This window comes from Streptosporangium sp. NPDC020072 (assembly GCF_040631445.1).
GTDB lineage: Bacteria > Actinomycetota > Actinomycetes > Streptosporangiales > Streptosporangiaceae > Streptosporangium.
This window is the reverse complement of sequence record NZ_JBEYAB010000003.1, coordinates 502,269-524,215: the sequence shown is the minus strand read 5'-3', so window position 1 is coordinate 524,215 and position 21,947 is coordinate 502,269. Positions and strand designations below refer to the sequence as shown.

Below are 21,947 nucleotides of genomic sequence, written 5' to 3'. Positions count from 1 at the left end.
TCAGCGGTCGGGCAGGGGGGTGCGCCAGAACAGCGGGCGGTCGGGGCCGGTGCCGATCAGCAGGCCCGCGTGCGCCGTCAGGACGGTGCAGCCGCCCGCGTCGCACAGGTCCTCCCACCCGGCGGGGCCGACGACCGGCGGGCGGGTGCGGATCCTGCCCTCGGCGTCGGCGATGTAGAGGCGGCCGTTCATCGCGGTGAGGCTCACGGCGCCGCCGGAGGGGCCCGCCAGGACCCAGTCGGAGGTCTCCGGGCGCAGCTTCCACAGCCCCTCGGCGTTCACCGCGAAGAACTCCCCGTTCACCATGCCCAGGCCGACCGGCTCGGCCGGCGCCTCGGCGAGGGTCGTCCAGCCGTCCTCCTGGTCGTCGAAGACGAGCCGCCCGTCCGCGGTGAGGCCGTACAGGCCGATGGGATGCGCGGTGGTCGCCTCCCTGGGGGTGGCCATGGCGACGACCCCGGGGGCGGTTCCCGCGTGCCGCCAGCGCAGGTTCTGGGCCGAGACGTCACGCACGAGCAGTGAGCCGTCGGGGGCGACGCCGTACAGGCGGGAGCCGAAGACCGTCAGCGCGCGCAGCGAACCGGCGCCGCCGACGATCTGCCAGCCGCCGACGGGCTCCGACAGGCGGTCGAGCACGTTGCGGGTGATCCGGTCGACCATGGGGTCGTGCAGGGCGTTGCCCCAGTTCACGGTCGAGGCGGTGAACACCGTCCCGGCGCCGAGACCGAAGACGCCCATGGTCGCCATGCCGCCCTGGCCGTAGCGGTGCCAGTGGCGCAGGTCGGCGGTGGCGAGGATGACGAAGGAGGGCGGGGTGCCGTCCCTGCCGGTCGCCAGCGGGACACCGTCCACCTCGACGAAGTCGCAGGCGTCGGTCTCGTAGCCGATGGCGCCCTGGCCGAACTTGTCGCCCTCGCCGAGCCCGGTCCCCTCGAACACCCAGTGCTCGGGGAACCTGACCGTGTAGGACTCCTCGTGCATCAGCCGCATGTACGGCCCCCACGTCCCGGCGCCGCGTCTGAAGCTGACGCCGGTCAGCGTGTTCTCCGGCCGGTTCACCGGGGCGCTCGACCACTCGACCGTGGTCAGGCCCGGTTCGACCGTGGCCATCGGGTCCATGGCCGCGTCGCGGTAGCAGACCATGGTCCGGCCGTCGTCCTCAAGACGGAACTGCCACCAGCAGGTGTTGCCGGAGAACACCGCGAGGTTGCCGCCGCGGGCGACGAACGCCTCGACGTTGTCGCGCATCCCGGCTGTCCAGTACTCGTCGTGACCGTTGACGACCAGCAGCCGGTAACCGGCCAGCAGTTCGGCGCCGTCGTGCAGGTCGAGCCCCGAGCAGTAGTCGACGTCGTAGCCCGCCGGGCCGAGCCAGCGGAGCATGCCCTCCTCCCAGCGCTCGGGCGGCGGCCCCCCGCCGGGCCGGGTGAAGGAGACCTTCGCGGCGCGGGTCGGCTCCTCGGTCCAGTAGATCGACTCCCCGGGGATGCCCGCCCGGTTGTAGGCCTGCCAGGTCGGGAACGGGATCGACAGCAGGACCCGGGAGGAGGGCCTGGCCGCCCTGACGACGAAGTACACGTCGGAGAGCCCGTCGGAGGAGTCCTCCTCCGAGGTGAAGACCGCGCGGTAGAGCGAACTGGGCCAGTCGCCGGGGACGTCGAGCGTCCAGACGGGGCCGTCGAACCTCGCCTGGAGCACCGGCCGGTCGGCGGCGACGTCCTCGACCGTGACCGAACCGCGCGCCGGGGCGCGTGAGGTGCGGGTCAGGTGGAAGCGCAGCGACCCCTCCTGGACGCACGAGGTGGACTCGGCGTAGGCGTAGACCGTCATCCGACCGGCTCCAGCGTCTCGTGGAAGGCCGCCTCGACCAGCAGCGACTCCAGGTCGCGCAGGTAGCGTTCCATGGCCTCCTTCGGCAGGTAACGGGTGTCGGCGGTCAGTGAGACACCCAGGCCGCCGCCCTCCCCGGTCACGTGCAGGCAGAAGCGGCAGTTGAGCTGGTCCTGGCTGAGCGGCCAGGTCAGCGTGGTCTCCTCCATCGCCAGCCGTACGGTCCGCTCGTCGTGGGAGGCGTCGACCCGGTCGATGAAGCGCATGTCGTTGAAGCAGCAGTAGGGGTGGACCCGGGTGCCCCGTTCGCGGCTGACCCGTTCGGTCAGCCGGTCCCTGTCCCCGGGGTCGTGGTAGGCGGAGCGGTAGGCGCGCAGCGCCGCGGGCTTGGCGGCCCTGAGCACCTCGGCGAAGGAGCGCCCGCCCACGTCGAGCACGAACAGGCCCTCCTGGGAGAGGGTGGTGACGGCCTGCGCGGCGTCCTGGCGGAAGCGGTTGCCGACGATGGGCAGCATCGCGCACACCTCGTGCCCGGTCACCGCGCAGACCAGCACGCTGGAGGCGGCCAGCAGCACGGTCGAGGTGCTGGTGCCGTACACGGCCGCGATCCGCTGCACGGCCAGGTCGAGCGCCCTGGAGACCAGGTGCGCGCGCCAGATCGGCGGCCCCTCGGGGGCGGCGACCCGGCGGTCGAACATGGTCGGCGGGATGCGCCGGTACTCCCGCTCCCAGTGCTCGGCGGCGACGCGGGCGACCCGCAGGCCGGGCTCGGAGCGCTGCCAGCGGGCCAGGTCGAGCGGGGAGGGCGGCGTCGGTCCCGGTACGGCCCCGCGCAACAGCAGCAGCCGCAGGTCGGTGATCGCGACCTCGGCGCCGAGCCCGTCCGCGGCCAGGTGGCAGAAGACGAGCACGATGTGGGTCACCGTTTCGTCCTCGGCGACCACCAGCCCGACTCTGAGCGGCCACTCGCCGGCGTAGTCGAACGGCGTCGCGGACAGCTCCTCCATCAGCCGTTCCGGATCGTCACGGGAGACGGTCAGCGGGATGCTCCCGGCGGTCCCGAGGACCTGCGCCGGTTCGGCGCCCCCGTCCTGCCCGCCGGTCTGCGCCGGTACCCGTGGGGAGGGGGCCGCCCCTGGCCCCGTCCCCACGGACGTCTCAAGCCCTGTGCTCAACCCGGCGCTCAGCCTCGTCCGCAGCGACTCGTGCCGTTCGACCAGGACGCCCAGGACCTCCGCGGCCCGCGCCACGGTGAGCGGCCTGGCCCGTCTCGGCACCGCGAGCACGCGGCCGAAGTTGAAGTAGTGGTCGTCCGGTGCCGTCTTCCTGATCGCGTCCCAGATGGCCCGCTGTCCCCAGGTCAGCGGAGCCGTACCCGATCGGCTCCCCGAGAACCGGATGTCCATGTTTTCTCTCCCCCGTTCGAAAAACGCCTCCCGACCGCTCTGTCAGGGGTGCCTCAGGGGCCGGAGTCTCCGGCCTGCGCGATGTGGCGTTCGAGCGCCCCCAGGTCGTCCAGCAGGTCGAGGCCGTCGCCGGACAGGTCGATCTCGATGCCGAACTCCGTCTCGACCGCGTCGATCAGCCGCATCTGGGCCAGGGAGGTGACCCCCAGGGCGGACAGCGGGACCGTGGCGTTCAGCGCCTCCTCGGCGGTGACGGCGCCGTCCGACGCCGAGGCCACCATCGCGGCCAGCCGTTCCCTAACCATTGACGCTCCTCCTCAGATGACGGCCACGGACGTCGTCCAGCGAGACCCAGATCCACTCGTCGGACATGTCAGGACTTCCTTGCGCTGAGCGGGCGCAGGTCGGTCCACACCTGGTCGATGTGGGCCAGGCACTCCTCCTTGGGGCCGGAGAAGCCCTCAAGACGCCAGCCGTCCGGCAGCCGCCTGCCGTCGGGCCAGATCGAGTACTGCTCCTCGTGGTTGACCACGACGTGGTGACTCATCACGCTTCCCCGTTTCCTTGGGAGGTCTGCACGAGACCCTCGGCCTCGTCGTCGGACAGTTCCGCCAGCTCGGCGATCAGCATCTCCTCGATCGAGGCGGCGAGCCCGGCCACGGTGCCGCGCGCGAACAGCACGCGGATCGGCACGTCGATCTCGACGAGGGCGCGGATCCTGGCGATGACGCGGGTGGCGAGCAGCGAGTGCCCGCCGAGGGCGAAGAAGTCGTCGAAGGCGCCGACGTCCTCGATCCCCAGCACCTCGCCGAACACGTCGGCGACCAGCTGCTCGGCGTCGCCGCGCGGGGCGACCCGCTCCCTGGGGGCCGCCTGCGGCGCGGGCAGCGCGGCGCGGTCGATCTTGCCGTTGCGGTTGAGCGGCAGCGCGTCGAGCCGCACCCACAGGGAGGGCACCATGTAGGCGGGCAGCGTCGCCCCGAGCAGCCTGGCGAGATCCTCCCCCTCGGGGGCGCCGACGGTGTAGCCGACCAGGATCCCGTCCCGTACGGCGACGGCCGCCTGGCCGACTCCGGGGCAGGCCAGCAGCCGCGCCTCGACCTCGCCGAGCTCGACGCGGAAGCCCCTGACCTTGACCTGGTCGTCGTCGCGGCCGAGGAACTCCAGCCGCCCGTCGTTGCGCCAGCGCACCCGGTCGCCGGTGCGGTAGACACGTGAGCCGCCGGGGCCGGGCACGAACCGCTCGGCGGTCAGCGCGGGCCTGCCCAGATAGCCCTGGGCGACGCCCGCCCCGGTGACGCACAGCTCACCGGGCACACCCGGCGGCACCGGCTGACCGTTCCGGTCCAGGACCAGGACGCGGGTGCCGCCGACGGGCGTGCCGATGGGCGGGCGTCCCGGGGAGCCGTCCAGCTCGGCCGTGGTCGCGATGATCGTCGTCTCGGTCGGGCCGTAGGTGTTGACCAGCCGCACCCGGTCGCCGAAGCGCTCCCGCCAGCGGGCGACCGCGGCCTCGTGCACCTGCTCGCCGCCCAGGATGACCAGCCGCAGCGTGTCCGGCCACGGGACGTCGTCGATCTGGTCGACCAGCGCGTGCCAGTAGGCCGTCGGCAGGTCGAGGACCGTGACCCCGGCCAGGTGGTCGGGCAGGGTGACGCCGCCGTCGGGAAGCAGTTCGACACGCGCCCCCGCGGCCAGAGCCGGGTAGATCTCCTCGGCGTGCGTGTCGAAACTCAGTGAGGCGAACTGCACCACCCGGTCACCGGGGTGCAGGCCGTACGCCTGGCGCATCCACGCCACCCGCGCGGCGAGCCCGTCGTGCCCGACCACCACGCCCTTGGGGGTGCCGGTCGAACCGGAGGTGTAGATCACGTAGGCGGCGGCGCCGTCCGGCACCGGGCCGGCCTGGAGCGCCTGCGGCACGGACTCGGGAACCGTGTCGAGCACGAAGGACGCCCCGCTGTCCTCGATGAGGAAGGCGAGCCGTTCGGCCGGGTAGTCGGGGTCGAGCGGCAGGTAGGCGGCCCCGGCGCGCCAGACGGCCAGCAGCGCGGCGATCGTGTCCGGGGTCCTGCCGAGCCGTACGCCGACCACGTCCCCGGGGGTGACCCCCCGCGAGCGCAGCAGCCCGGCCAGCTCACCGGCCCTGGCGTCAAGCTCGGCGTAGGTCAGCGCGCGCGTCCCGCAGCCGACCGCGACGGCGTCCGGCCGCTCCCGTACGGCCGCCGCGACCAGTTCGGGGACGGAGGGCGTCGCGGGCAGGGCGGGTCCCTCACCCAGCCGGGCCAGCAGCGCCTCGTCCTCCTCGGTGCGCAGCGGCAGCGCGGAGATCCGCTCGTCCGCGGCGCCGGGCAGCGCGGTGAGCAGCAGCCGCAGCCGCGCGCCCAGAGCCTCGACCGTCGCCCGGTCGAACAGCGCGGTGTCGTAGACCAGGGTGAGCAGCAGTTCGTGCTCGTCCTGCCAGGCCTCAAGGGCGAGTTCGAGCTTGGCCTGGCGCATGCCGTGCTCGAACGCCGACGCGGTCAGCCCGGCGAAGGCGCCGCCGTCCTGCCCGCCGTCCTGGGTGTGCAGGATGAACATCGTCTGGAACAGCGGGGTGCGGGTGAGGTCGCGTTCGGCCCGCAGCGCCGTGACCAGCTCCTCGAAGGGGACACCCTGGTGGGAGAAGGCGTCCAGGACGCCGATCTGGGTGCGTTCGAGCAGTTCGGTGAAGGCGGGGTCGCCGGACAGGTCGCCGCGCAGCACCAGCGTGTCGCTGAGGTAGCCGACGACGGGTTCGAGCTGGACCCGGTCCCTGCCCGCGGTGGCGGTGCCGACCAGGACGTCGTCCTGGCCGGTGTGCCTGGCCAGCAGCACCTGGTAGGCGGCCAGCAGCACCATGAACATGGTCGCGCCGTGCCGCCTGCCGAGCAGCGCCAGCTCACGGGCCTGTGCCGCGGTCAGCCTGACCTCGACCACGTCGCCGTCCCTGGTGCCGGCGGCGGTGCGCGGCCGGTCCAGCGGCAGGTCGAGCGGGGTGGGGTCGGCGAGCCGTTCACGCCAGTGGTCGAGCAGCGCCGAGGTGTCGCGCTCCCGCTGCCAGTGGGCGACGTCGCCGAACTGCAGCGGCACCGGGGGCAGTTCGGCGCCCCCCGAGTAGAGGTGACCCAGCTCCTCGAAGATGAGGTTGAGCGACCAGCCGTCGCCGAGGATGTGGTGGATCACCACGCACAGCACGTGGTCGTCCTCGCCGATCTCGATGAGGACGGCCCGCAGCGGCGGCCGGTCGGCCAGGTCGGCGAAGGGCCGGTTGGTCAGGCCCGCGACGAGGTCGAGCGCCTCGGCCTCCCCGGCGGCGGAGATCTCCTCGACGGGCACCGGGCCCGGCGGGTCGACGACGGCCGAGGGCGCCCCGTCCACCTCGGGGAAGCGGGTGCGCAGGCTCTCGTGCCTGGCGGCGACGCCCTCGAACGCCCTGGCCAGGGCCGTCCTGTCGAGCGGTCCCCGCAGCCGCCTGACCAGGCACATGTTGTAGGAGGCGTCGTCCGGGTCGAGCCGGTTGAGGAACCAGAGCCGTTCCTGGCCGAAGGACAGCGGCTGACCGGCTCCCTCCGGCCGCGGCCGGGGCCCCTCGTCGTCCCGCCCGTCACGCGCGGGCTCGGCGCCGGTGAGCAGTTCGGCCAGCGCGGCGACGCCGGGCCGCAGGAAGACCTCCCTGACCGGAACCTCGATCCCGGACAGTACGGCCAGCCGCGAGGTGACCATGGTCGCCAGCAGCGAGTGGCCGCCGAGGGAGAAGAAGTCGTCGTGCGCCCCGACCGAGGGCACGTCGAGCACCTCGGAGAAGACCTGGGCGACCAGCCGTTCCGCGGGGGTGCGGGGCGCGGTCGCGCCCGTCCGCGGAGCCGCCTCGACGTCGGGCAGCGCCTTGCGGTCGATCTTCCCGTTGGGGGTGAGCGGGAGCGCGGCGACCTCGACGAGCACGCCGGGCACCATGTAGGCGGGCAGCTGCCCGCCCGCGTGCTCCCTGACGGCGTCGAGGAGTCCGGGGGCGCCCGGTTCGACGGGCACGACGAAGGCGGCGAGCCGTTCGCCGCGCACCGCGACGACGGCCTGCGCGACGCCGGGGCAGGTGTCGAGGACCGCCTCGATCTCGCCGAGCTCGATGCGGTGGCCACGCAGCTTGACCTGGTTGTCGGTGCGGCCGAGGAACTCAAGGGTGCCGTCGCCCCGCCAGCGGGCCAGGTCCCCGGTGCGGTAGACACGTGAGCCGCCGGGGCCGGGCACGAACCGCTCTGCGGTCAGCGCGGGGCGGCCGAGGTAGCCGGTGGCCACCCCGTCGCCGCCGATGAGCAGCTCGCCGGGCACGCCGATCGGGGCGGGTGAGCCCGCCGGGTCCAGCACGTGCACGACGGTGTTGGCGATCGGGCCGCCGATGACGATCTCGCCGGGCTCCTCGGGGACCTCCCAGGCCGTGGACCAGATCGTGGTCTCGGTCGGGCCGTAGACGTTGACGAGCCTTTCGACCCTGGGCCGCAGTTCCCTGGCCAGCTGGGGCGCGAGCGGCTCACCGCCGGTCAGCGCGGTCACCCTCGGCAGGTCCCCGCTGAGCAGCACCCGCCAGCCGGACGGCGTCGCCTGCACGTGGGTGACGCCCTCGTCCTGGACGAGGCGGGCGAGCGCGGCGCCGTCGCGGGCGGTTTCGGCGTCGGCGACGACGATCCTGCCGCCGGTCACCAGCGGGAGGTACAGCTCAAGGGCGGAGATGTCGAACGACAGGGAGGTCAGCGCGAGCCACACGTCCCGCGACGTCGAGCCGACCAGCGTCCGCATGGCGAGCAGGAAGTTGGTCAGCGCCCGGTGGGGCACGACGACGCCCTTCGGCCGCCCGGTCGAGCCCGAGGTGTAGAGCACGTAGGCGGTGTCGCGGGGACGGGGCCGTGCGGGCGCAACCGCCTGCGCGGGCGGCAGGTCGTCCAGGCTCGTCAGGACCAGGGCGGCGCCGGAGTCCTCGATGACGTAGGAGACGCGGGCCTGCGGGTACTCGGGGTCGACGGGCAGGTAGGCCGCACCGCTCATCGCCACGCCGAGCAGCGCGACGACCATGTCCGTCCCGCGTTCCATCCGGACGGCGACGAGCGAGTCCCGCCCGATGCCCGCGGCGGCCAGCCGCCCGGCCAGGTCGGCGGCGCGGGCGGTCAGCTCGGCGTAGGTCAGCGTGCCGACGGCCACGGCGCCGGGGGTGGCGGCGGCCTGGTCGAGCACGAGGTCGACCAGGGTCGCCTCGGGCAGTTCCGCCGAGGTCTCGTTCCACTCGCCCAGCAGGGCCAGTTCGGCCTCGGGCAGCATGGGCAGCGCGCCGATCGGCGTCTCCGGGGCGGCGACCGCCGCCTCAAGCAGCCTGACGAACCTGGCGACCATCCGTTCGGCGGTCCGCTGTTCGAACAGGTCCGTGCTGTAGAGCACGGTGCCGAGCACGTGGCCGTCGGGGGTGGGGGTGAGGTCCATGGACAGGTCGACCCTGGCCCTGGTCCAGCCGTGAGGGAAGGGCTCGGCGTCGAGACCGGGCAACGGGTCGCCGGTCTCGCCGTGGGTGTGGAAGGCGAACAGGGTCTGGAACAGCGGGGTGCGGCTGAGGTCCCGTTCGACGTCCAGTTCGGCGACGAGCCGTTCGAAGGGCACGTCCTGGCGGGAGAGCGCGTTGAGCACGACCTTGCGGGTGCGCTTGAGCAGGTCGGCGAAGGAGGGGTCGCCGGACAGGTCGCAGCGCAGCGCCAGGGTGGTCGACAGGAAACCGATCATGGTCTCCAGGTCGGTGCTGTCCCGTCCCGCGGACGGTGTGCCGACGCAGAAGTCGTCCTGTCCCGTGTGCCTGGCCAGCAGCACCTGGTAGGCGGACAGCAGCACCATGTACGGCGTGCAGCGCGAGCGCCTGGCCAGTTCCGCGATCCCGGCGGCCAGTTCCCCGCCGATCTGGAAGTGCACCTCCCCGCCCTCACCGCTGCGCTGGGCGGGACGGGGCCGGTCGGCGGGCAGGTCGAGGGGCGAGACCCCGGTCAGGTGCTCGACCCACCAGCGAAGCTCGGTGTCCTCGGCGGCGCGCTGCGCGCGGGCGTGCTCGCCGTACTGCAGGGGGAGGGCCGGCAGGTCGGCGACGCCGCCGCCCGCGTAGTGGGCGGCGACCTCCGAGCACAGCACGTTCAGCGACCAGCCGTCGCCGTTGATGTGGTGCAGGACGACGCAGAGCACGTGTTCGAGCGGGCCGAGCTCGATCAGCGCCACCCGGAACGGCGGCGCGGCGGCCAGGTCGAAGGAGGTGTTGGTGACCGTGGAGACCAGCGTGCGCGCCTGTTCCTCGTCCGCCGCGGTCAGCCGCTCGACGACGATCGGAGCCGGGGGCTCGACGACCGCGACCGGTTCCCCGGCCACCTCGCGGAAACGGGTGCGCAGGCTTTCGTGCCGGGCCGCGACCGCGGTGAACGAGGCTTCGAGGGCGGCGGTGTCAAGTCGACCTTTCAACCTGTAAACATAGGATGTGTTGTAGGTTGAGTCGCCGGAGTCGAGGCGGTGAAGAAACCATAACCGCTGCTGGCCGTACGACAGCGGATACTCCGTCCAGGGCTGGCCGGGGGAAATGGTCTCTGGCTGAAGCACGCAGAGCTCCTTCGGCGGCCGCGGGATCGCACGCACATGAGCACGCCTCGTAAATGGGTATGCGAAAGCCCGCTCCGCGCATATTTGCCGAGTTGAGCACAGAAGACGAAGGGCTTCTTTCTGGAAAGAAACCTTTCAGTTAGGTCTGGGTCGTTAGTGTTACACCTCTTCCCCAGCTTCGCAAGGCCCGCCATCTCTGGGGGATCCAGGCCTATCCTGGCAACCTTCCCAAAGGGCTTGCGTGGCCGTGGCGATCATGTAAGACTGGCGCTCGTTTTACAATAGTAAAGATTCTTTCCTGTAGAGACCTCGGGCGCTCTTTATGTGCCGGGTTCATACATCCGATCTTTTGTGGGAGGTTCACTTGGTGAACCTGACCGTTCCCCAGTTGCTCAGAGACCGGGCCGCAGGCGACCCGGACGGGGTCGCGTTGATCGTGCACGGCTCAGCGCCGCTCACCTATCTCCAGTGGCACCAGAGGGCGACCGTGATCGCGAACGGCCTGGTAGCCCGGGGTGTGAGCAGGGGCGACAGGGTCGGTCTCGTCTTCGGGAACGCGGACTGGGCGGACTACGCGGCCGCCTTCTGCGGCGTGCTCGCGGCCGGAGCGGTCGCCGTGCCGCTCTCCGACCGCCTGGCCCCCGCCGACCTGCGCTTCATGCTGGAGCACTGCGGCGCGAGCGGCGCCGTCCACGCCGCGGGCCTCGACGCGCCCGGAGTCGGCTGGAGCGCGACCCCGGACGAGCTGCGTGCGGAAACGTCCTATGAGATCGCCGATCCCGCGCCCGGAGACCTCGCGCAGATCCTCTACACCTCCGGCACGACGGGCCGTCCCAAGGGCGTCTCGGCCACCCACGCCAACCTGGCGTACGGCTGCGGCGCGAAGCGACGCCCCTTCGCGCACTCGCGCCACCTGGTGCACGCCTTCCCGATCGGCACGAACGCCGGCCAGGCCATGCTGATCAACGCCCTCGACGCCCACCCCGCCGTGGTGACGCTGCCGCGCTTCACCCCGGGCCGCTTCGCGACGCTGATCGAGTCCTACCGGGCGGGCACCGTCTTCCTGGTGCCCGCGATGGCCATCGAACTGCTCAACGCCGGGATCGGCGACCGCCACGACCTGTCCAGCGTGCTGCTGCTCGGCTCGGCCGCCGCGCCGCTGCCCTCCGCCGTCGCCGAGGCGCTCACCGCCGCCTTCCCCAACGCGACGATCACCAACTACTACACCTCGACCGAGGCCGCCCCCGCGCAGACGGTCATGATGTTCGACCCCGAGCGTCCGGGCAGCGTCGGCCGCGCCATCGCCGGGGGCCGGGTCAGGATCGCCACCGCCGAGGGCCACCCGCTGCCGCCGGGCGAGACCGGTGAGGTGTGGATGCGCTCCCCGGCCGCCCCGCGTTCCTACTACGGCGACCCGGACAGCTCCACCTTCCGCGACGGCTGGGTACGGATGGGCGACCTGGGCCGTATCGACGCCGAGGGCTACCTCTATCTCGTCGACCGCGAGGGCGACGTCGTGAAGTCCGGCGCCTACAAGGTCTCCACGATCCACGTCGAGGAGGCCGTCTACCAGCACCCCGCCGTGGTCGAGGCCGCCGCCTTCGGCGTGCCGCACCCCGTGCTCGGCACCGTCGTCGCCGTCGCGATGGCCACCAAGGTCCCGCTCGCCCCCGAGGAGCTGCGCGTCTTCCTCAAGGACAGGCTGGCCCCGCACGAGCTGCCCGCGCACGTGACCACCCTCGACGCCCTGCCGCGCAACAACGGCGGCAAGGTCGACAAGCGCGCCCTGCGCGCGAGCATGGAGCGGGTGCCGTGAACGCCGGGCACGAGGTCACGTTCACCCAGCAGGGGATGTGGGTGACCGAGCAGCTCGTCGGCGCGGGCACCGCCTACCACATGCCGCTGCTGATCGGCCTGGACGGCGACCTCGACGCGGACGCGCTGCTCGCCGCGTGCGCCGCGCTCGTCGAACGCCACCCCATGCTCGGCCAGGTGGCCGCCGAGGCCGAGGGCGGGCTGCGGCTCGTCCCCGGCGCCGACGTCCCGGTGCGCCGCCTGCGGGTGACCGAGGGTGTGGAGGCCGCGGTACGGGAGGAGATCCTGCGCGGCTTCGACCTGGAGAAGGGGCCGCTGGCCAGGTTCACCCTCCTGGAGACGGGACCGGGCCGTCACGTGCTCGTCTTCGTCGCCCACCACCTGGTCTTCGACGGCCACTCCAAGGACGTGCTGGCCGGTGACCTGGCCGCCCTGTACAACGGGGAACCGCTCACTCCGCTGGCGTCCCTCGACCACGGCGCCCTGGAGCGGGAGCGGGTCGCCGCCCTGCTGCCCGAGGCGCGGGACTTCTGGAAGTCCCGCTGGCGGGAACAGGGCGAGACCGTGCTGCTCGGGCGGACGCTGCGCTCCCGGCGCGCCGGCGAGGGGCGGGAGCTGAGCTTCACCGCCGCCCCCTCGGCGGTCCCCGGGCTGACCCGCTTCGAGACGTTGCTGGCCGCCCTGCACGTCCTGCTCAGGGGATACGGCAACGACCGGGTGACCACCGCCGTCGACCTGTCCACCCGGCCGAAGGAGGCGGCGGGCCACATCGGCCTGTTCGTCAACGAACTGCCTGTCTCCTCGGAACCCTCCGTCGAGGAGGACTTCGGGTCCTTCGCGACCGCACTACGCGCGGGGCTGCGCGAGGTCTACCGGTTCCGTCAGGTTCCGCTGGTCCGCGCGATGCCCCGCATCCGGCCGCACGCCGCGCTGGTTCCCGTCTCCGTCAGCTACCGCACCCGCCGCGACGCCGACCCGGTCTTCACCGGTCTCGACGCCTCGGCCGAGTGGACGGTCTTCAACCACGCGGTGAGAGGCGCGCTGCACCTGCAGTGCGTCGACGGCCCCGGTGGGCTCACGGTCAGCCTTCGCTATGACCCAGAGGTGGTTTCGGACGCCCGAAAAGTGGCCGACGACCTGCGTCTTCTTCTGGAACGCGCCACCTCCGCCCCCGAAAAAACGATCAACACGCTACTGAACGACACTCTGGAGAAGAGATGGGTTCCGTCACCACCCTGACCGACCAGGTACGCGAGATCTGGGAAGAAGTCCTGGGCATCTCGCCGATCGACGAAAACGACGACATCTTCGACCTGGGCGGCCACTCGCTGACCATCACCCAGATCATCGCCCGGATGCGCAAGCGGCTCGACGTCGAGGTCTCCCTTGACGACTTCTTCGACAACCCGACCATCTCGGGGATCGTGGAGTCCCTCGGAGATGACTGAGACCCTCGACCGGCTCAGGCTGTCGCGCCTCGGCGACGACGACCTGGAACTGCTGCTCCTGGTCAGGCACTTCGAACTGAAGCTCTTGGAGCTGTACGGCAAGGGTGACCTGAACGGCACGACCCACACCTGCCTCGGGCAGGAGTACGTCCCCGTCTCGCTGACCCCGCTGCTCGGCGAACACGACCACGTCTTCAGCAACCACCGGGGCCACGGCCACTACCTGGCCAGGTTCCGCGACCCGCACGGCCTGCTCGCCGAGATCATGGGCAGGCAGGGCGCGGTCTGCGGGGGAGTCGGCGGCAGCCAGCACATCCACCGCGACCGCTACATGTCCACCGGCGTCCAGGGCGAGAGCATGCCCGTCGCCGCGGGCGTCGCCCTGCACCTCAAGCGCGCCGAACCCGGCACGCTCGCCTGCGTCTACATCGGCGACGGCACCTGGGGGGAGGGCGCCGTCTACGAGGCGCTGAACCTCGCCGCCCTCTGGCGGCTGCCGCTGGTGGTCGTCGTGGAGAACAACGGCATCGCCCAGTCCACCCCGACCACGGCGCAGATGGCCGGAAGCGTGGCGAGCAGGGCGGCGGCCTTCGGCATCACCCACCACCTGGTCGTCTCCACCGACGTCAACGAGATCAGGGCCTCCCTTGAGGCGCCGGTCGCCGCGGTGCGGGCGGGCAGGCCCCTGATCGTCGAGTTCGCCACCCACCGGCTCGGCCCGCACAGCAAGGGCGACGACATCCGCCCGGCAGACGCCGTGCAGGCGGCCAAGGACAACGACTGGTACGTCCGCTACGCCAACGACCACCCCGACCAGTTCCACCGGCTCGACGGAACGGTCAGGGCCCAGGTGGAGGCCATCGCGGAGGAGATCGCCGCGCGTCCGCCCTCCCGCTGGGAGGCGTCGTCTTCTCGGGGGACGTCGTGAGAGTCGGGGAGAACCTCAACGAGGCCCTGCACGGGCTGCTCGACGACGACCCCACCGCCTACGTGATCGGTGAGGACGTCCTCGACCCCTACGGCGGAGCCTTCAAGATCACCAAGGGTCTCTCGATGCGCTTCCCGGGACGGGTGATCGGCACCCCGATCAGCGAGGGCGCCCTGACCGGAGTCGCCGCGGGCCTGGCCCTCACCGGCAACACGGCCGTCGCGGAGATCATGTTCGGTGACTTCGTCGCGCTCGCCTTCGACCAGATCTGCAACTTCGCCAGCAAGTCGGTCTCCATGTACGGCAGCCGCCTGCCACTGCGGATGATCGTGCGCTGCCCCACCGGCGGCGGCAGGGGGTACGGCCCCACGCACAGCCAGAGCATGCAGAAGCACTTCATCGGCATGCCCGGCCTGTCGCTGTACGAGATGTCGCCCTTCCACGACAACCGTGAGGCCCTCGCCTCGATGCTGGGACGCGGCGAACCCTGCCTGTTCTTCGAGGACAAGGTTCTCTACACCCGGCAGATGGGCCAGACCGACCCGATGTTCCCGGTACGCCGCGACGGCGAACTGGCCATCGCCGAGGCCGACGGCAGACCCGACTGCGTGATCATCGCACCGGGCGGCATGGCGCACCGGGCACTGGCCGCGATGCGGACCCTGCTGCTCCAGGACGAGATCTCCTGCCGCCTGCTCGTCCCCTCCCGCCTCTACCCGCTGGACGTCGAGGCGCTGCTGCCGTACGTGGGCGGCGTCGTCCTCGTCGCCGAGGAGAGCACGGCGGGCGGCACCTGGGGCAGCGAGGTCGCGCACCTCCTGCACGAGCGCGTGTGGGACCGCCTGCGCGGCCCCGTCCGCCTCGTCCACTCGCGGGACAGCGTCATCCCCACCGCTGCCCACCTGGAGAGCGAGGTCCTGGCCGGGGAGTCCACGATCCACCACGCCGTACGAGAGGCCCTGCGTGGCTGACATCCGCGTCCCCAAGCTCAACAACAACGACAGCGAGTACCTCGTCGTGGCGTGGCTCGTCGAGGACGGCAAGCCGGTCAGGGCCGGCGAGCCCGTCGTGGTCCTGGAGACCTCGAAGGCGGCCGACGAGCTGGAGGCCGAGGAATCCGGCTACCTGCACCACGGCGCCGCGCTCAACACCTGGGTCACCCCCGGTACGCTGCTGGCCAGGATCACCGAGGAACCCCAGGCCCCGCCCGCCGAGGTCGTTCCCGACGCCGTCCCGGCGCCTGTCGTGGCGGCCCCCGCGGTTGTCACGGTCGCCCCGGCGGCTGTTCCGGCAGCCGCCTCGACGGCCGTTCCCGTCAGTGTCCCCAGCAGCGCTCCCGTCGACGCCCCGGAGCCGCGCGACCCCGTCATCACCGACCCCGCCCGCGCCCTCATCGCCGAACTCGGCATCACCCCGGAGCAGATCGCCTCCCTCGGCCTCGGCGTCATCCGCCGCGCCGACGTGGAACGCCTCGCCGGCCTCACCCAGGAGCCGCCCGCCCCGCAGGTCGTACCCGAGGAGCTCGACGAGGCCGCGCGGCACACCCTCTCCCGGGTGCAACGGGCCGTCGCCAAGGCCGTCACCACCTCGCACAGCACGATCCCGGCCGCCTACACCGTCGTGAAGTTCGACGTCGGCCCCGCCCTGGAGCGCACCAAGGACCTCAGCAGGCAGGTCCGCAGACCGGTCGGGCTCACCGAACTGTTCGTGCGGGCCGTGGCCGCCCTGCACCCCGAGTTCCCGCTGTTCTTCGCCGCGGTGGAAGGCGACGGCGCCAGGCTCTCCGACGCCCCGCGCGTCGGCGTCACCTTCGACATGGGGGAGGGCCTCTACGTCCCGGTGGTCCGCGAGACCGGGACGCTCAAGGAGATCGCCGACACGCTGATGCGCTACCGCCTGGCGGCGGCCGAAGGCGACTTCAAGGAGAGGGACCTCACCGGCGCCAACATCGCCGTCACCCTCCACACCGACGCCGACGTCGTCCTCGCGGTCCCCCTTGTCTTCCCGGGGACGGTCTGTGCGCTCGCGATCACCTCGCCACAACCGGAACTCGTCCTCGGGGAGGACGGCGCGGTGACGACGAGGACCGTCGCCAACATCGGCCTCGCCTACGACCACCGACTGATCAACGGCCGGGACGCCGCACACTTCCTGGCCGCCCTCCGGACGGAGCTGCAATGACCGAGACAACGCTGTCGGACGCCAAAAGGGCACTGCTCGCCCAGCGGCTCCGGCGCCGGGAGGAGTCCCGGACCATCACGGCCCGGGACCCCTCAGTCACCCCACCCCTGTCCCACGCCCAGGAACGCCTGTGGTTCCTTGAGCAGTACCGGCCGGGGACCACCACCTACACCGTTCCCGTCGCGGTGCGCCTGCGCGGCGAACTCGACGAGGAGGCGCTGCGCCGCGCCCTCGACGAGATCGTCGTCCGCCACGAGGCGCTACGGATGCGCTTCCTCACCACCGAGGACGGCACGCCGGAACTGGTCGTCGACGGCCCCCGCCCCGCCGAACTGCGCGTCACCGAGGCCGCCGACCTGGACGCCGCCGTCGAACTCCTCGACGACGAGGTCGCGACGCCGTTCGACCTGGAGACCGGGCCGCTGCTGCGGACCCTCCTGGTACGGCTCGCCCCCGACGACCACGTCCTGCTGCTGGCCGCCCACCACACCGTCGTCGACGGCTGGTCCGTGGACCTCATCATCCGTGAGCTGCTCGCCCTGCACGACGGCAAGACCCTCAAGCCCGCCCAGGTCGGCTACGGCGACTACGCCCTCTGGCAGCGCGGACGCGACCACCGCCGCGAGGTCGACCACTGGCGCGAGAAGCTCGCCGGGCTGCCCGCCATCGAACTGCCGACCGACCGGCCGCGCCCCGCCGAGCAGGGCTACGAGGGCGCCTCCCTCGACTTCGCCGTCGACGCCGACCTCACCGCGCGCCTGACCGAACTGGCCAAGTCCTCCGGCGCGACGCCGTACATGACGTTGATGGCGGCCTTCCAGGTGCTGCTGGCGCGCTACTCCGGGCAGACGGACTTCGCGGTCGGCTCCCCGGTCGCCGGGCGGGGCCTGCCCGAGCTGGACGACGTCGTCGGCATGTTCGTCAACACGCTGGTGCTCCGCGCCGACCTGGCCGACGACCCGGCCTTCACCGACTTCCTGGCCCGCACCAAGGAGACCGCGCTCGACGCCTTCGCCCACCAGGAACTGCCGTTCGACCAGCTCGTCAACGAGCTCAACGTCGTCCGCGACGTCAGCAGGTCACCCCTGGTGCAGGTCACCTTCGCGCTGCAGAACTACAAGGCGGGCGAGGAGGACGGGCGTATCTCCTACGTCTCCATGCCCGTCAGGACCACCCGCTACGACCTGGCCCTCTACCTCTTCGAGAGCCCCGACGGCCTGGTCGGCAACTTCACCTACAACACGGCGCTGTTCGACCCGGAGACCGTCGAACTGCTCGGCTCCCGCTTCATCACCCTGCTGAGCTCCATCGTCGACTCCCCCGACACCCGGGTCGGCGAACTGTCGCTGCTGTCGGAGCAGGAGCGGGAACTCGTCCTGGGCTTCGGGTCGAGCACCGACCTCGTGCCGACCGGTCACGACCTGCTCCACGAGATCGTCACCGCGCAGGCCGGGCTCACCCCCGACGCCCCTGCGGTGACCCACGAGGACGACACCTACACCTACGCCCAGCTCGACGAGCGCTCCGGCCGGATCGCCGCGCTCCTGCGCAACCGGCACGGCATCGGCCCGGACAGCAGGGTCGGGGTGCTGCTCGACCAGTCCGCGGACGTGGCCGCCGCCCTGCTCGGCGTGCTGAAGTCCGGCGGCGCCTACGTGCCCCTGGACCCCAAGCAGCCCCGCGACCGCCTCGCCTACATGCTTGAGGACTCCGGGGCCGCCGTGGTGATCACCACCACGGACCTGGCCGACCTGGTCTCCGGCCCCCGGCTCGTCCTGCTCGACGCCGAGGCGCTTGAGGAGACCGCGTTCGACGACCCCGGTGTCATCCCGGGCAACCTGGCCTACGTCATCTACACCTCCGGCACCACCGGGCGCCCCAAGGGCGTCGGCGTGCAGCACCGGCAGGTGCTGAACTACCTGGCCGGGGTCAGGGAACGCTTCGCCGTCGAGCCCGCGGGCGTCTACACCCTGCTGCAGTCGCTGTCGTTCGACTTCGGTGTGACGATCTTCTACCTGTCGCTGATGACCGGTGGCGAACTGCACCTGGTCGACCCGCAGGCGCCGGTCGAGGACCTGGCCGAGCAGCTCGGCCGTACCGACTACATCAAGATGACCCCCTCCCACCTCGCGTCGCTGCTCGCCGATCCCGACGTGAACCCCGCCGAGCTGCTGCCGCGCAAGCTGCTCGTCCTCGGCGGCGAGGCCTCCAAGTGGAGCTGGGCCCGCGAGCTGACCGAGCACACCAGGGTCGTCAACCACTACGGCCCGACCGAGGCGACGGTCGGCATCTCCACCCACGCCGTCACCGACGAGGCCGAACGCGCGCTGAACCTGCCCATCGGCAGGCCGCTGCCCGGCGCCAGGGTCTACGTGCTCGACGAGCACCTGCGGCTCGTCCCGCCCGGCATGACCGGTGAGATCTACCTCGGCGGCGACCGGCTCGCCCGCGGCTACCTCGGTCAGCCCGGCCTGACCGCCGACCGTTTCCTGCCCGACCCGTACGGCGAGCCCGGCGCCCGCATGTACAAGACGGGCGACCTGGGCCGCTGGCTGCCCTCGGGGGACCTGTGCTTCCTCGGCCGCCGTGACCTGCAGGTCAAGGTCCGCGGCTACCGCGTCGAACTGTCGGAGATCGAGTCCGTCCTCACCGACCAGCCCGGTGTCGCCCACGCCGTGGTGGACCTGCGCGAGGACCGTCTCGTCGCCTACCTCGTGGGAGAGAAGACGACCGTCGGCGAACTGCGCGCCTCACTCGGCGAGCGGCTCCCCGAATACATGATCCCGGCACGCTTCGTCTGGCTGGACGAGCTGCCGCTGAAGTCGCACGGCAAGGTCGACCGGGCCAGGCTGCCCGAACCCGACGAGGAACGCCCCGATCAGGAGGCGGGTTTCGTCCCGCCGGCGACACCGATCGAAGAGGCGATCGCCTCGGTGTGGGCCGCGGTGCTCGGCCTGGTCCAGGTCGGCGTGCTGGACGACTTCTTCGACCTGGGCGGACATTCGCTGCTCGCCGCACAGGTGGTGGCCCGCCTGCGGAAGGCTCTCCCCGCAGGCGGGCGCCAGGTCAGCATCCTGGACCTGTTCAAGTACCGGACCGTGCGCGAACTGGCCGAGGTCGTCGAGGCGGGCGAGAGCGGCCCCCGGCTGCTGCTGCACCGCCTCACCCCCGCCAGGGCCACGACCTCCAACCTCGTCTGCGTGCCGTACGGCGGCGGCAGCGCGGCCATCTACCAGCCGCTGGCCGACGCGATGCCCAAGAAGTGGGCGCTGCACGCGGTCGCGGTACCCGGCCAGGAGATGGGCCTGATCGAGGAGACCCGGCCGGTGGCCGAGGTCGCCGAGGGCTGTGTCGAGGAGATCCTCAAGGGGGTCAAGGGCCCGCTGACGCTCTACGGCCACTGCGGTCTCGGCGTCATGCTGACCGTGGAGATCGCCAGGCGCCTTGAGGCGGCCGGCCGCCAGGTCGACGCCATCTACCTCGGTGGCGTCTTCCCCTTCGCCAGGCCGCAGTCGGCGCTGGCGTGGATGGCGAACCTGACCGACAAGCTCCGCAGCGACCAGGTCTGGGCCAACGCCCTGCAGGCCGCCGGTCTCGACGTCGAGGACCTCGGCCGCGAGGAGCTCAAGCTGGTCATCGACAACCGGCGCAAGGGCACCAGGGAGGCCGAACGCTACTTCACCCGCCTGTTCGAGGAGGGGGTCGAGCCGCTCAAGGCGCCGATCATCTCCGTGGCGGGCGAACGCGACCCGGCGACCGAGTTCTACCAGGAACGCTTCCGCGAGTGGCACCTGCTGACCGACTCGACCGCGGCGGTCGTGCTCGACGAGGCGGGCCACTTCTTCCTCAAGTACCGCGCCGAGGAACTGTCGGTCATCCTCACCGGCACCCACAAGGCCATCGCCTCCGGCGAGACCGAGGAGCTGCGCCGTACGGCACGCTCCACCTGGTGGCTCGAAGGTGTCTCCAACCGCTCGGAGGGCGCCCCGGCTCCCGCCTCGGACGGCCAGGCCGTACCGGAGAGCGGGCCGAGGACCGGGCCGAAGCCGAGCATGCGGCGCTTCGCCGCGGTGGCGGCGGGCCAGCTCATCTCGATCGTCGGATCGTCCCTGACCGAGTTCGCCATCCCGCTGTGGATCTACATCCACACCGGCTCACTCGTCAGGTTCGCCCTGTTCTCGGTGCTGGCGCTGGTGCCCGGCATGCTGGTCGCCCCGCTCGCGGGCACCCTCGTCGACCGCTACGACCGGCGAAAGATCATGCTCGCCGGTGACATCGGGGCCTTCAGCACCCAGCTGATCATGGGCGTGCTGCTGTGGACCGGCAATCTGGACGTCTGGCAGATATATCCGCTGCTCGTGGTGCTGTCGGTGGCGCTCACCCTCCAACGCCTCGCCTACAACTCGGCGATCCCACAGCTGGTCCCCAAGCGCTTCCTCGGTCACGCCAACGGCGTCGTACAGATGATCACCGGTACCGCCCAGCTGATCGTCCCGCTGGTCGCCGTCGGCCTGATGGCGGTGATCGGCCTGGAGGGCATCCTCGCCCTCGACGTCGCCTCCTACGTCTTCGCCATCGGGGTCCTGCTGTTCGTCCGCTTCCCCAAGACCATGGCCTGGAAGCGCAGGGAGACCCTCCTCGCCGAGATGGTCGAGGGCTGGAAGTTCTCCTGGGGCGTCAAGGGCTTCCGCGCGATGCTGTTCTTCTTCGCCTTCCTCAACGTCTTCCTGTCCCCGCTGTTCCTGCTCATCTCCCCGCTGGTGCTGGGCTTCGCCACCCTTGAGGACGTCGGCCGGGTCTCCTTCTTCGGCGGCCTGGGCGTCTTCATCGCGGGCCTGGCCATGACGATCTGGGGTGGCCCCAGGCGGCAGAGGCTGCGCGGCGTGATGCTCTCCACCCTCATCCTGTCGCTCTTCTGCCTGGTCGTCGGTTTCCAGCGCGACCTCGTCATCGTCTCCATCGGTGTCTTCGGGATGTCGTTCTGGCTGACCATGCTCAACGGCGTCTACGCCACGATCATCCAGGTCAAGGTGCCGCAGCGCTTCCACGGCCGGGTCATCGCGCTGAACACCCTCATCGCGTGGTCCACGCTGCCCATCGGCTTCGGCCTGGTCGCGCCGTACGGCAGCGCGATCTTCGACCCGCTGATGATGCCGGGCGGCGCGCTCGCCGACACCTTCGGCGCCGTGATCGGCACCGGCCCGGGACGCGGCGTCGGCCTGATGTACGTCCTGTTCGCCTTCGCCATCGCCGCCATCGCGGTGGCCGGACTGCGGATCAAGACACTGGCCAGGTTCGACGAGGAGGTGCCGGACGCGCTCCCCGACGACCTGGTCGGTTTCCAGACCGTCCAGCGGCGCCAGGAGTCGCTCGCCGAGGTCGTCCCCATCACCACCAAGAAGCAGCCAACCGGAGTGTGACCTTCTGTTCTTCTGATGCCTTTCCTGCTCTTCTGATGATTTCGACCGGGTTCGGGCGTGTTCCGCTGCGGTACACGACCTTCCGGTGCGTGACTTCTGAGCACGTGCCGGGGAACCCGGGTCGCTGACCGGACTCCCGCCGGTCGGTTCCCAGCGGAAGTACCTCCCCACTGGGAACCGGCCGACGGGTCCTCCCCGCCGAGCGCCCGGCGGGGAGAAGCCCCGGCGGACGGCGAGGACGACGCGGTGTGGGGTACCCGCACTCGTCCCCGCTCCGTCCGCACCG

The 21,947-nt window shown here is 71.6% G+C and carries 12 protein-coding genes; 7 read left to right on the top strand and 5 right to left on the bottom strand.

Annotation, left to right across the window (positions count from 1 at the left end; translation table 11 throughout):
- The 5 genes from ABZ470_RS08785 to ABZ470_RS08765 all read right to left on the bottom strand — a co-directional run bounded on the left by ABZ470_RS08785 (position 1) and on the right by ABZ470_RS08765 (position 9,869).
- Positions 1 to 1,830 carry a N,N-dimethylformamidase beta subunit family domain-containing protein gene (locus tag ABZ470_RS08785; RefSeq protein WP_352008504.1) on the bottom strand — a complete coding sequence of 610 codons (1,830 nt, stop codon included), beginning with the start codon at positions 1,828 to 1,830 and terminating at the stop codon, positions 1 to 3.
- Positions 1,827 to 3,236, bottom strand: coding sequence for a hypothetical protein (locus tag ABZ470_RS08780; protein ID WP_362910900.1), 1,410 nt, complete (start codon positions 3,234 to 3,236; stop codon positions 1,827 to 1,829). Before ABZ470_RS08780 ends, ABZ470_RS08785 begins: the two co-directional genes overlap by 4 nt.
- 53 nt (positions 3,237 to 3,289) lie before the next feature.
- Positions 3,290 to 3,541, bottom strand: a complete 252-nt coding sequence (locus ABZ470_RS08775; RefSeq protein ID WP_352008506.1) for an acyl carrier protein — start codon at positions 3,539 to 3,541, stop codon at positions 3,290 to 3,292.
- Positions 3,542 to 3,609: 68 nt separating this feature from the next.
- Positions 3,610 to 3,783: an MbtH family protein gene (locus ABZ470_RS08770; protein WP_352008507.1), complete on the bottom strand. Its 174-nt coding sequence runs from the start codon at positions 3,781 to 3,783 to the stop codon at positions 3,610 to 3,612.
- Positions 3,783 to 9,869 carry an amino acid adenylation domain-containing protein gene (locus ABZ470_RS08765; RefSeq protein WP_362910898.1) on the bottom strand — a complete coding sequence of 2,029 codons (6,087 nt, stop codon included), beginning with the start codon at positions 9,867 to 9,869 and terminating at the stop codon, positions 3,783 to 3,785. The genes ABZ470_RS08770 and ABZ470_RS08765 overlap by 1 nt, the downstream gene beginning before the upstream one ends.
- 367 nt (positions 9,870 to 10,236) lie before the next feature.
- Between ABZ470_RS08765 and ABZ470_RS08760 the strand changes: the two genes are divergently transcribed.
- Genes ABZ470_RS08760 through ABZ470_RS08730 form a run of 7 tightly spaced genes read left to right on the top strand, consistent with a single transcriptional unit; the run spans position 10,237 to position 21,661 of the window.
- The gene (locus tag ABZ470_RS08760; protein WP_362910896.1) at positions 10,237 to 11,685 is read left to right on the top strand and encodes a class I adenylate-forming enzyme family protein; all 1,449 of its coding nucleotides are present in this window, start codon (positions 10,237 to 10,239) and stop codon (positions 11,683 to 11,685) included.
- Complete coding sequence (locus tag ABZ470_RS08755) at positions 11,682 to 12,923, top strand: condensation domain-containing protein (protein ID WP_362910894.1); 1,242 nt, start codon at positions 11,682 to 11,684, stop codon at positions 12,921 to 12,923. The genes ABZ470_RS08760 and ABZ470_RS08755 overlap by 4 nt, the downstream gene beginning before the upstream one ends.
- Entirely contained in the window at positions 12,902 to 13,132 is a 231-nt protein-coding gene (locus ABZ470_RS08750) for a phosphopantetheine-binding protein (RefSeq protein WP_352008511.1), read from the top strand. Before ABZ470_RS08755 ends, ABZ470_RS08750 begins: the two co-directional genes overlap by 22 nt.
- Positions 13,125 to 14,060 carry a thiamine pyrophosphate-dependent dehydrogenase E1 component subunit alpha gene (locus ABZ470_RS08745; protein ID WP_362910892.1) on the top strand — a complete coding sequence of 312 codons (936 nt, stop codon included), beginning with the start codon at positions 13,125 to 13,127 and terminating at the stop codon, positions 14,058 to 14,060. The genes ABZ470_RS08750 and ABZ470_RS08745 overlap by 8 nt, the downstream gene beginning before the upstream one ends.
- Positions 14,057 to 15,031, top strand: coding sequence for a transketolase C-terminal domain-containing protein (locus tag ABZ470_RS08740; RefSeq protein ID WP_352008513.1), 975 nt, complete (start codon positions 14,057 to 14,059; stop codon positions 15,029 to 15,031). The genes ABZ470_RS08745 and ABZ470_RS08740 overlap by 4 nt, the downstream gene beginning before the upstream one ends.
- Positions 15,024 to 16,241 (top strand): 2-oxo acid dehydrogenase subunit E2, encoded by a 1,218-nt coding sequence (locus ABZ470_RS08735; RefSeq protein ID WP_362910890.1) that lies wholly within the window; start codon positions 15,024 to 15,026, stop codon positions 16,239 to 16,241. The genes ABZ470_RS08740 and ABZ470_RS08735 overlap by 8 nt, the downstream gene beginning before the upstream one ends.
- Positions 16,238 to 21,661, top strand: a complete 5,424-nt coding sequence (locus ABZ470_RS08730) for an amino acid adenylation domain-containing protein (RefSeq protein WP_362910888.1) — start codon at positions 16,238 to 16,240, stop codon at positions 21,659 to 21,661. Before ABZ470_RS08735 ends, ABZ470_RS08730 begins: the two co-directional genes overlap by 4 nt.
- The last annotated feature ends 286 nt before the right edge of the window (positions 21,662 to 21,947 follow it).

Bases quoted from the DNA above. Each gene is read 5' to 3' on its own strand.
- ABZ470_RS08775 (WP_352008506.1), bottom strand. From the start codon at position 3,541: ATGGTTAGGGAACGGCTGGCCGCGATGGTGGCCTCGGCGTCGGACGGC.
- ABZ470_RS08785 (WP_352008504.1), bottom strand. From the start codon at position 1,830: ATGACGGTCTACGCCTACGCCGAGTCCACCTCGTGCGTCCAGGAGGGG.
- ABZ470_RS08780 (WP_362910900.1), bottom strand. From the start codon at position 3,236: ATGGACATCCGGTTCTCGGGGAGCCGATCGGGTACGGCTCCGCTGACC.
- ABZ470_RS08750 (WP_352008511.1), top strand. From the start codon at position 12,902: ATGGGTTCCGTCACCACCCTGACCGACCAGGTACGCGAGATCTGGGAA.
- ABZ470_RS08730 (WP_362910888.1), top strand. From the start codon at position 16,238: ATGACCGAGACAACGCTGTCGGACGCCAAAAGGGCACTGCTCGCCCAG.
- ABZ470_RS08745 (WP_362910892.1), top strand. From the start codon at position 13,125: ATGACTGAGACCCTCGACCGGCTCAGGCTGTCGCGCCTCGGCGACGAC.
- ABZ470_RS08770 (WP_352008507.1), bottom strand. From the start codon at position 3,783: ATGAGTCACCACGTCGTGGTCAACCACGAGGAGCAGTACTCGATCTGG.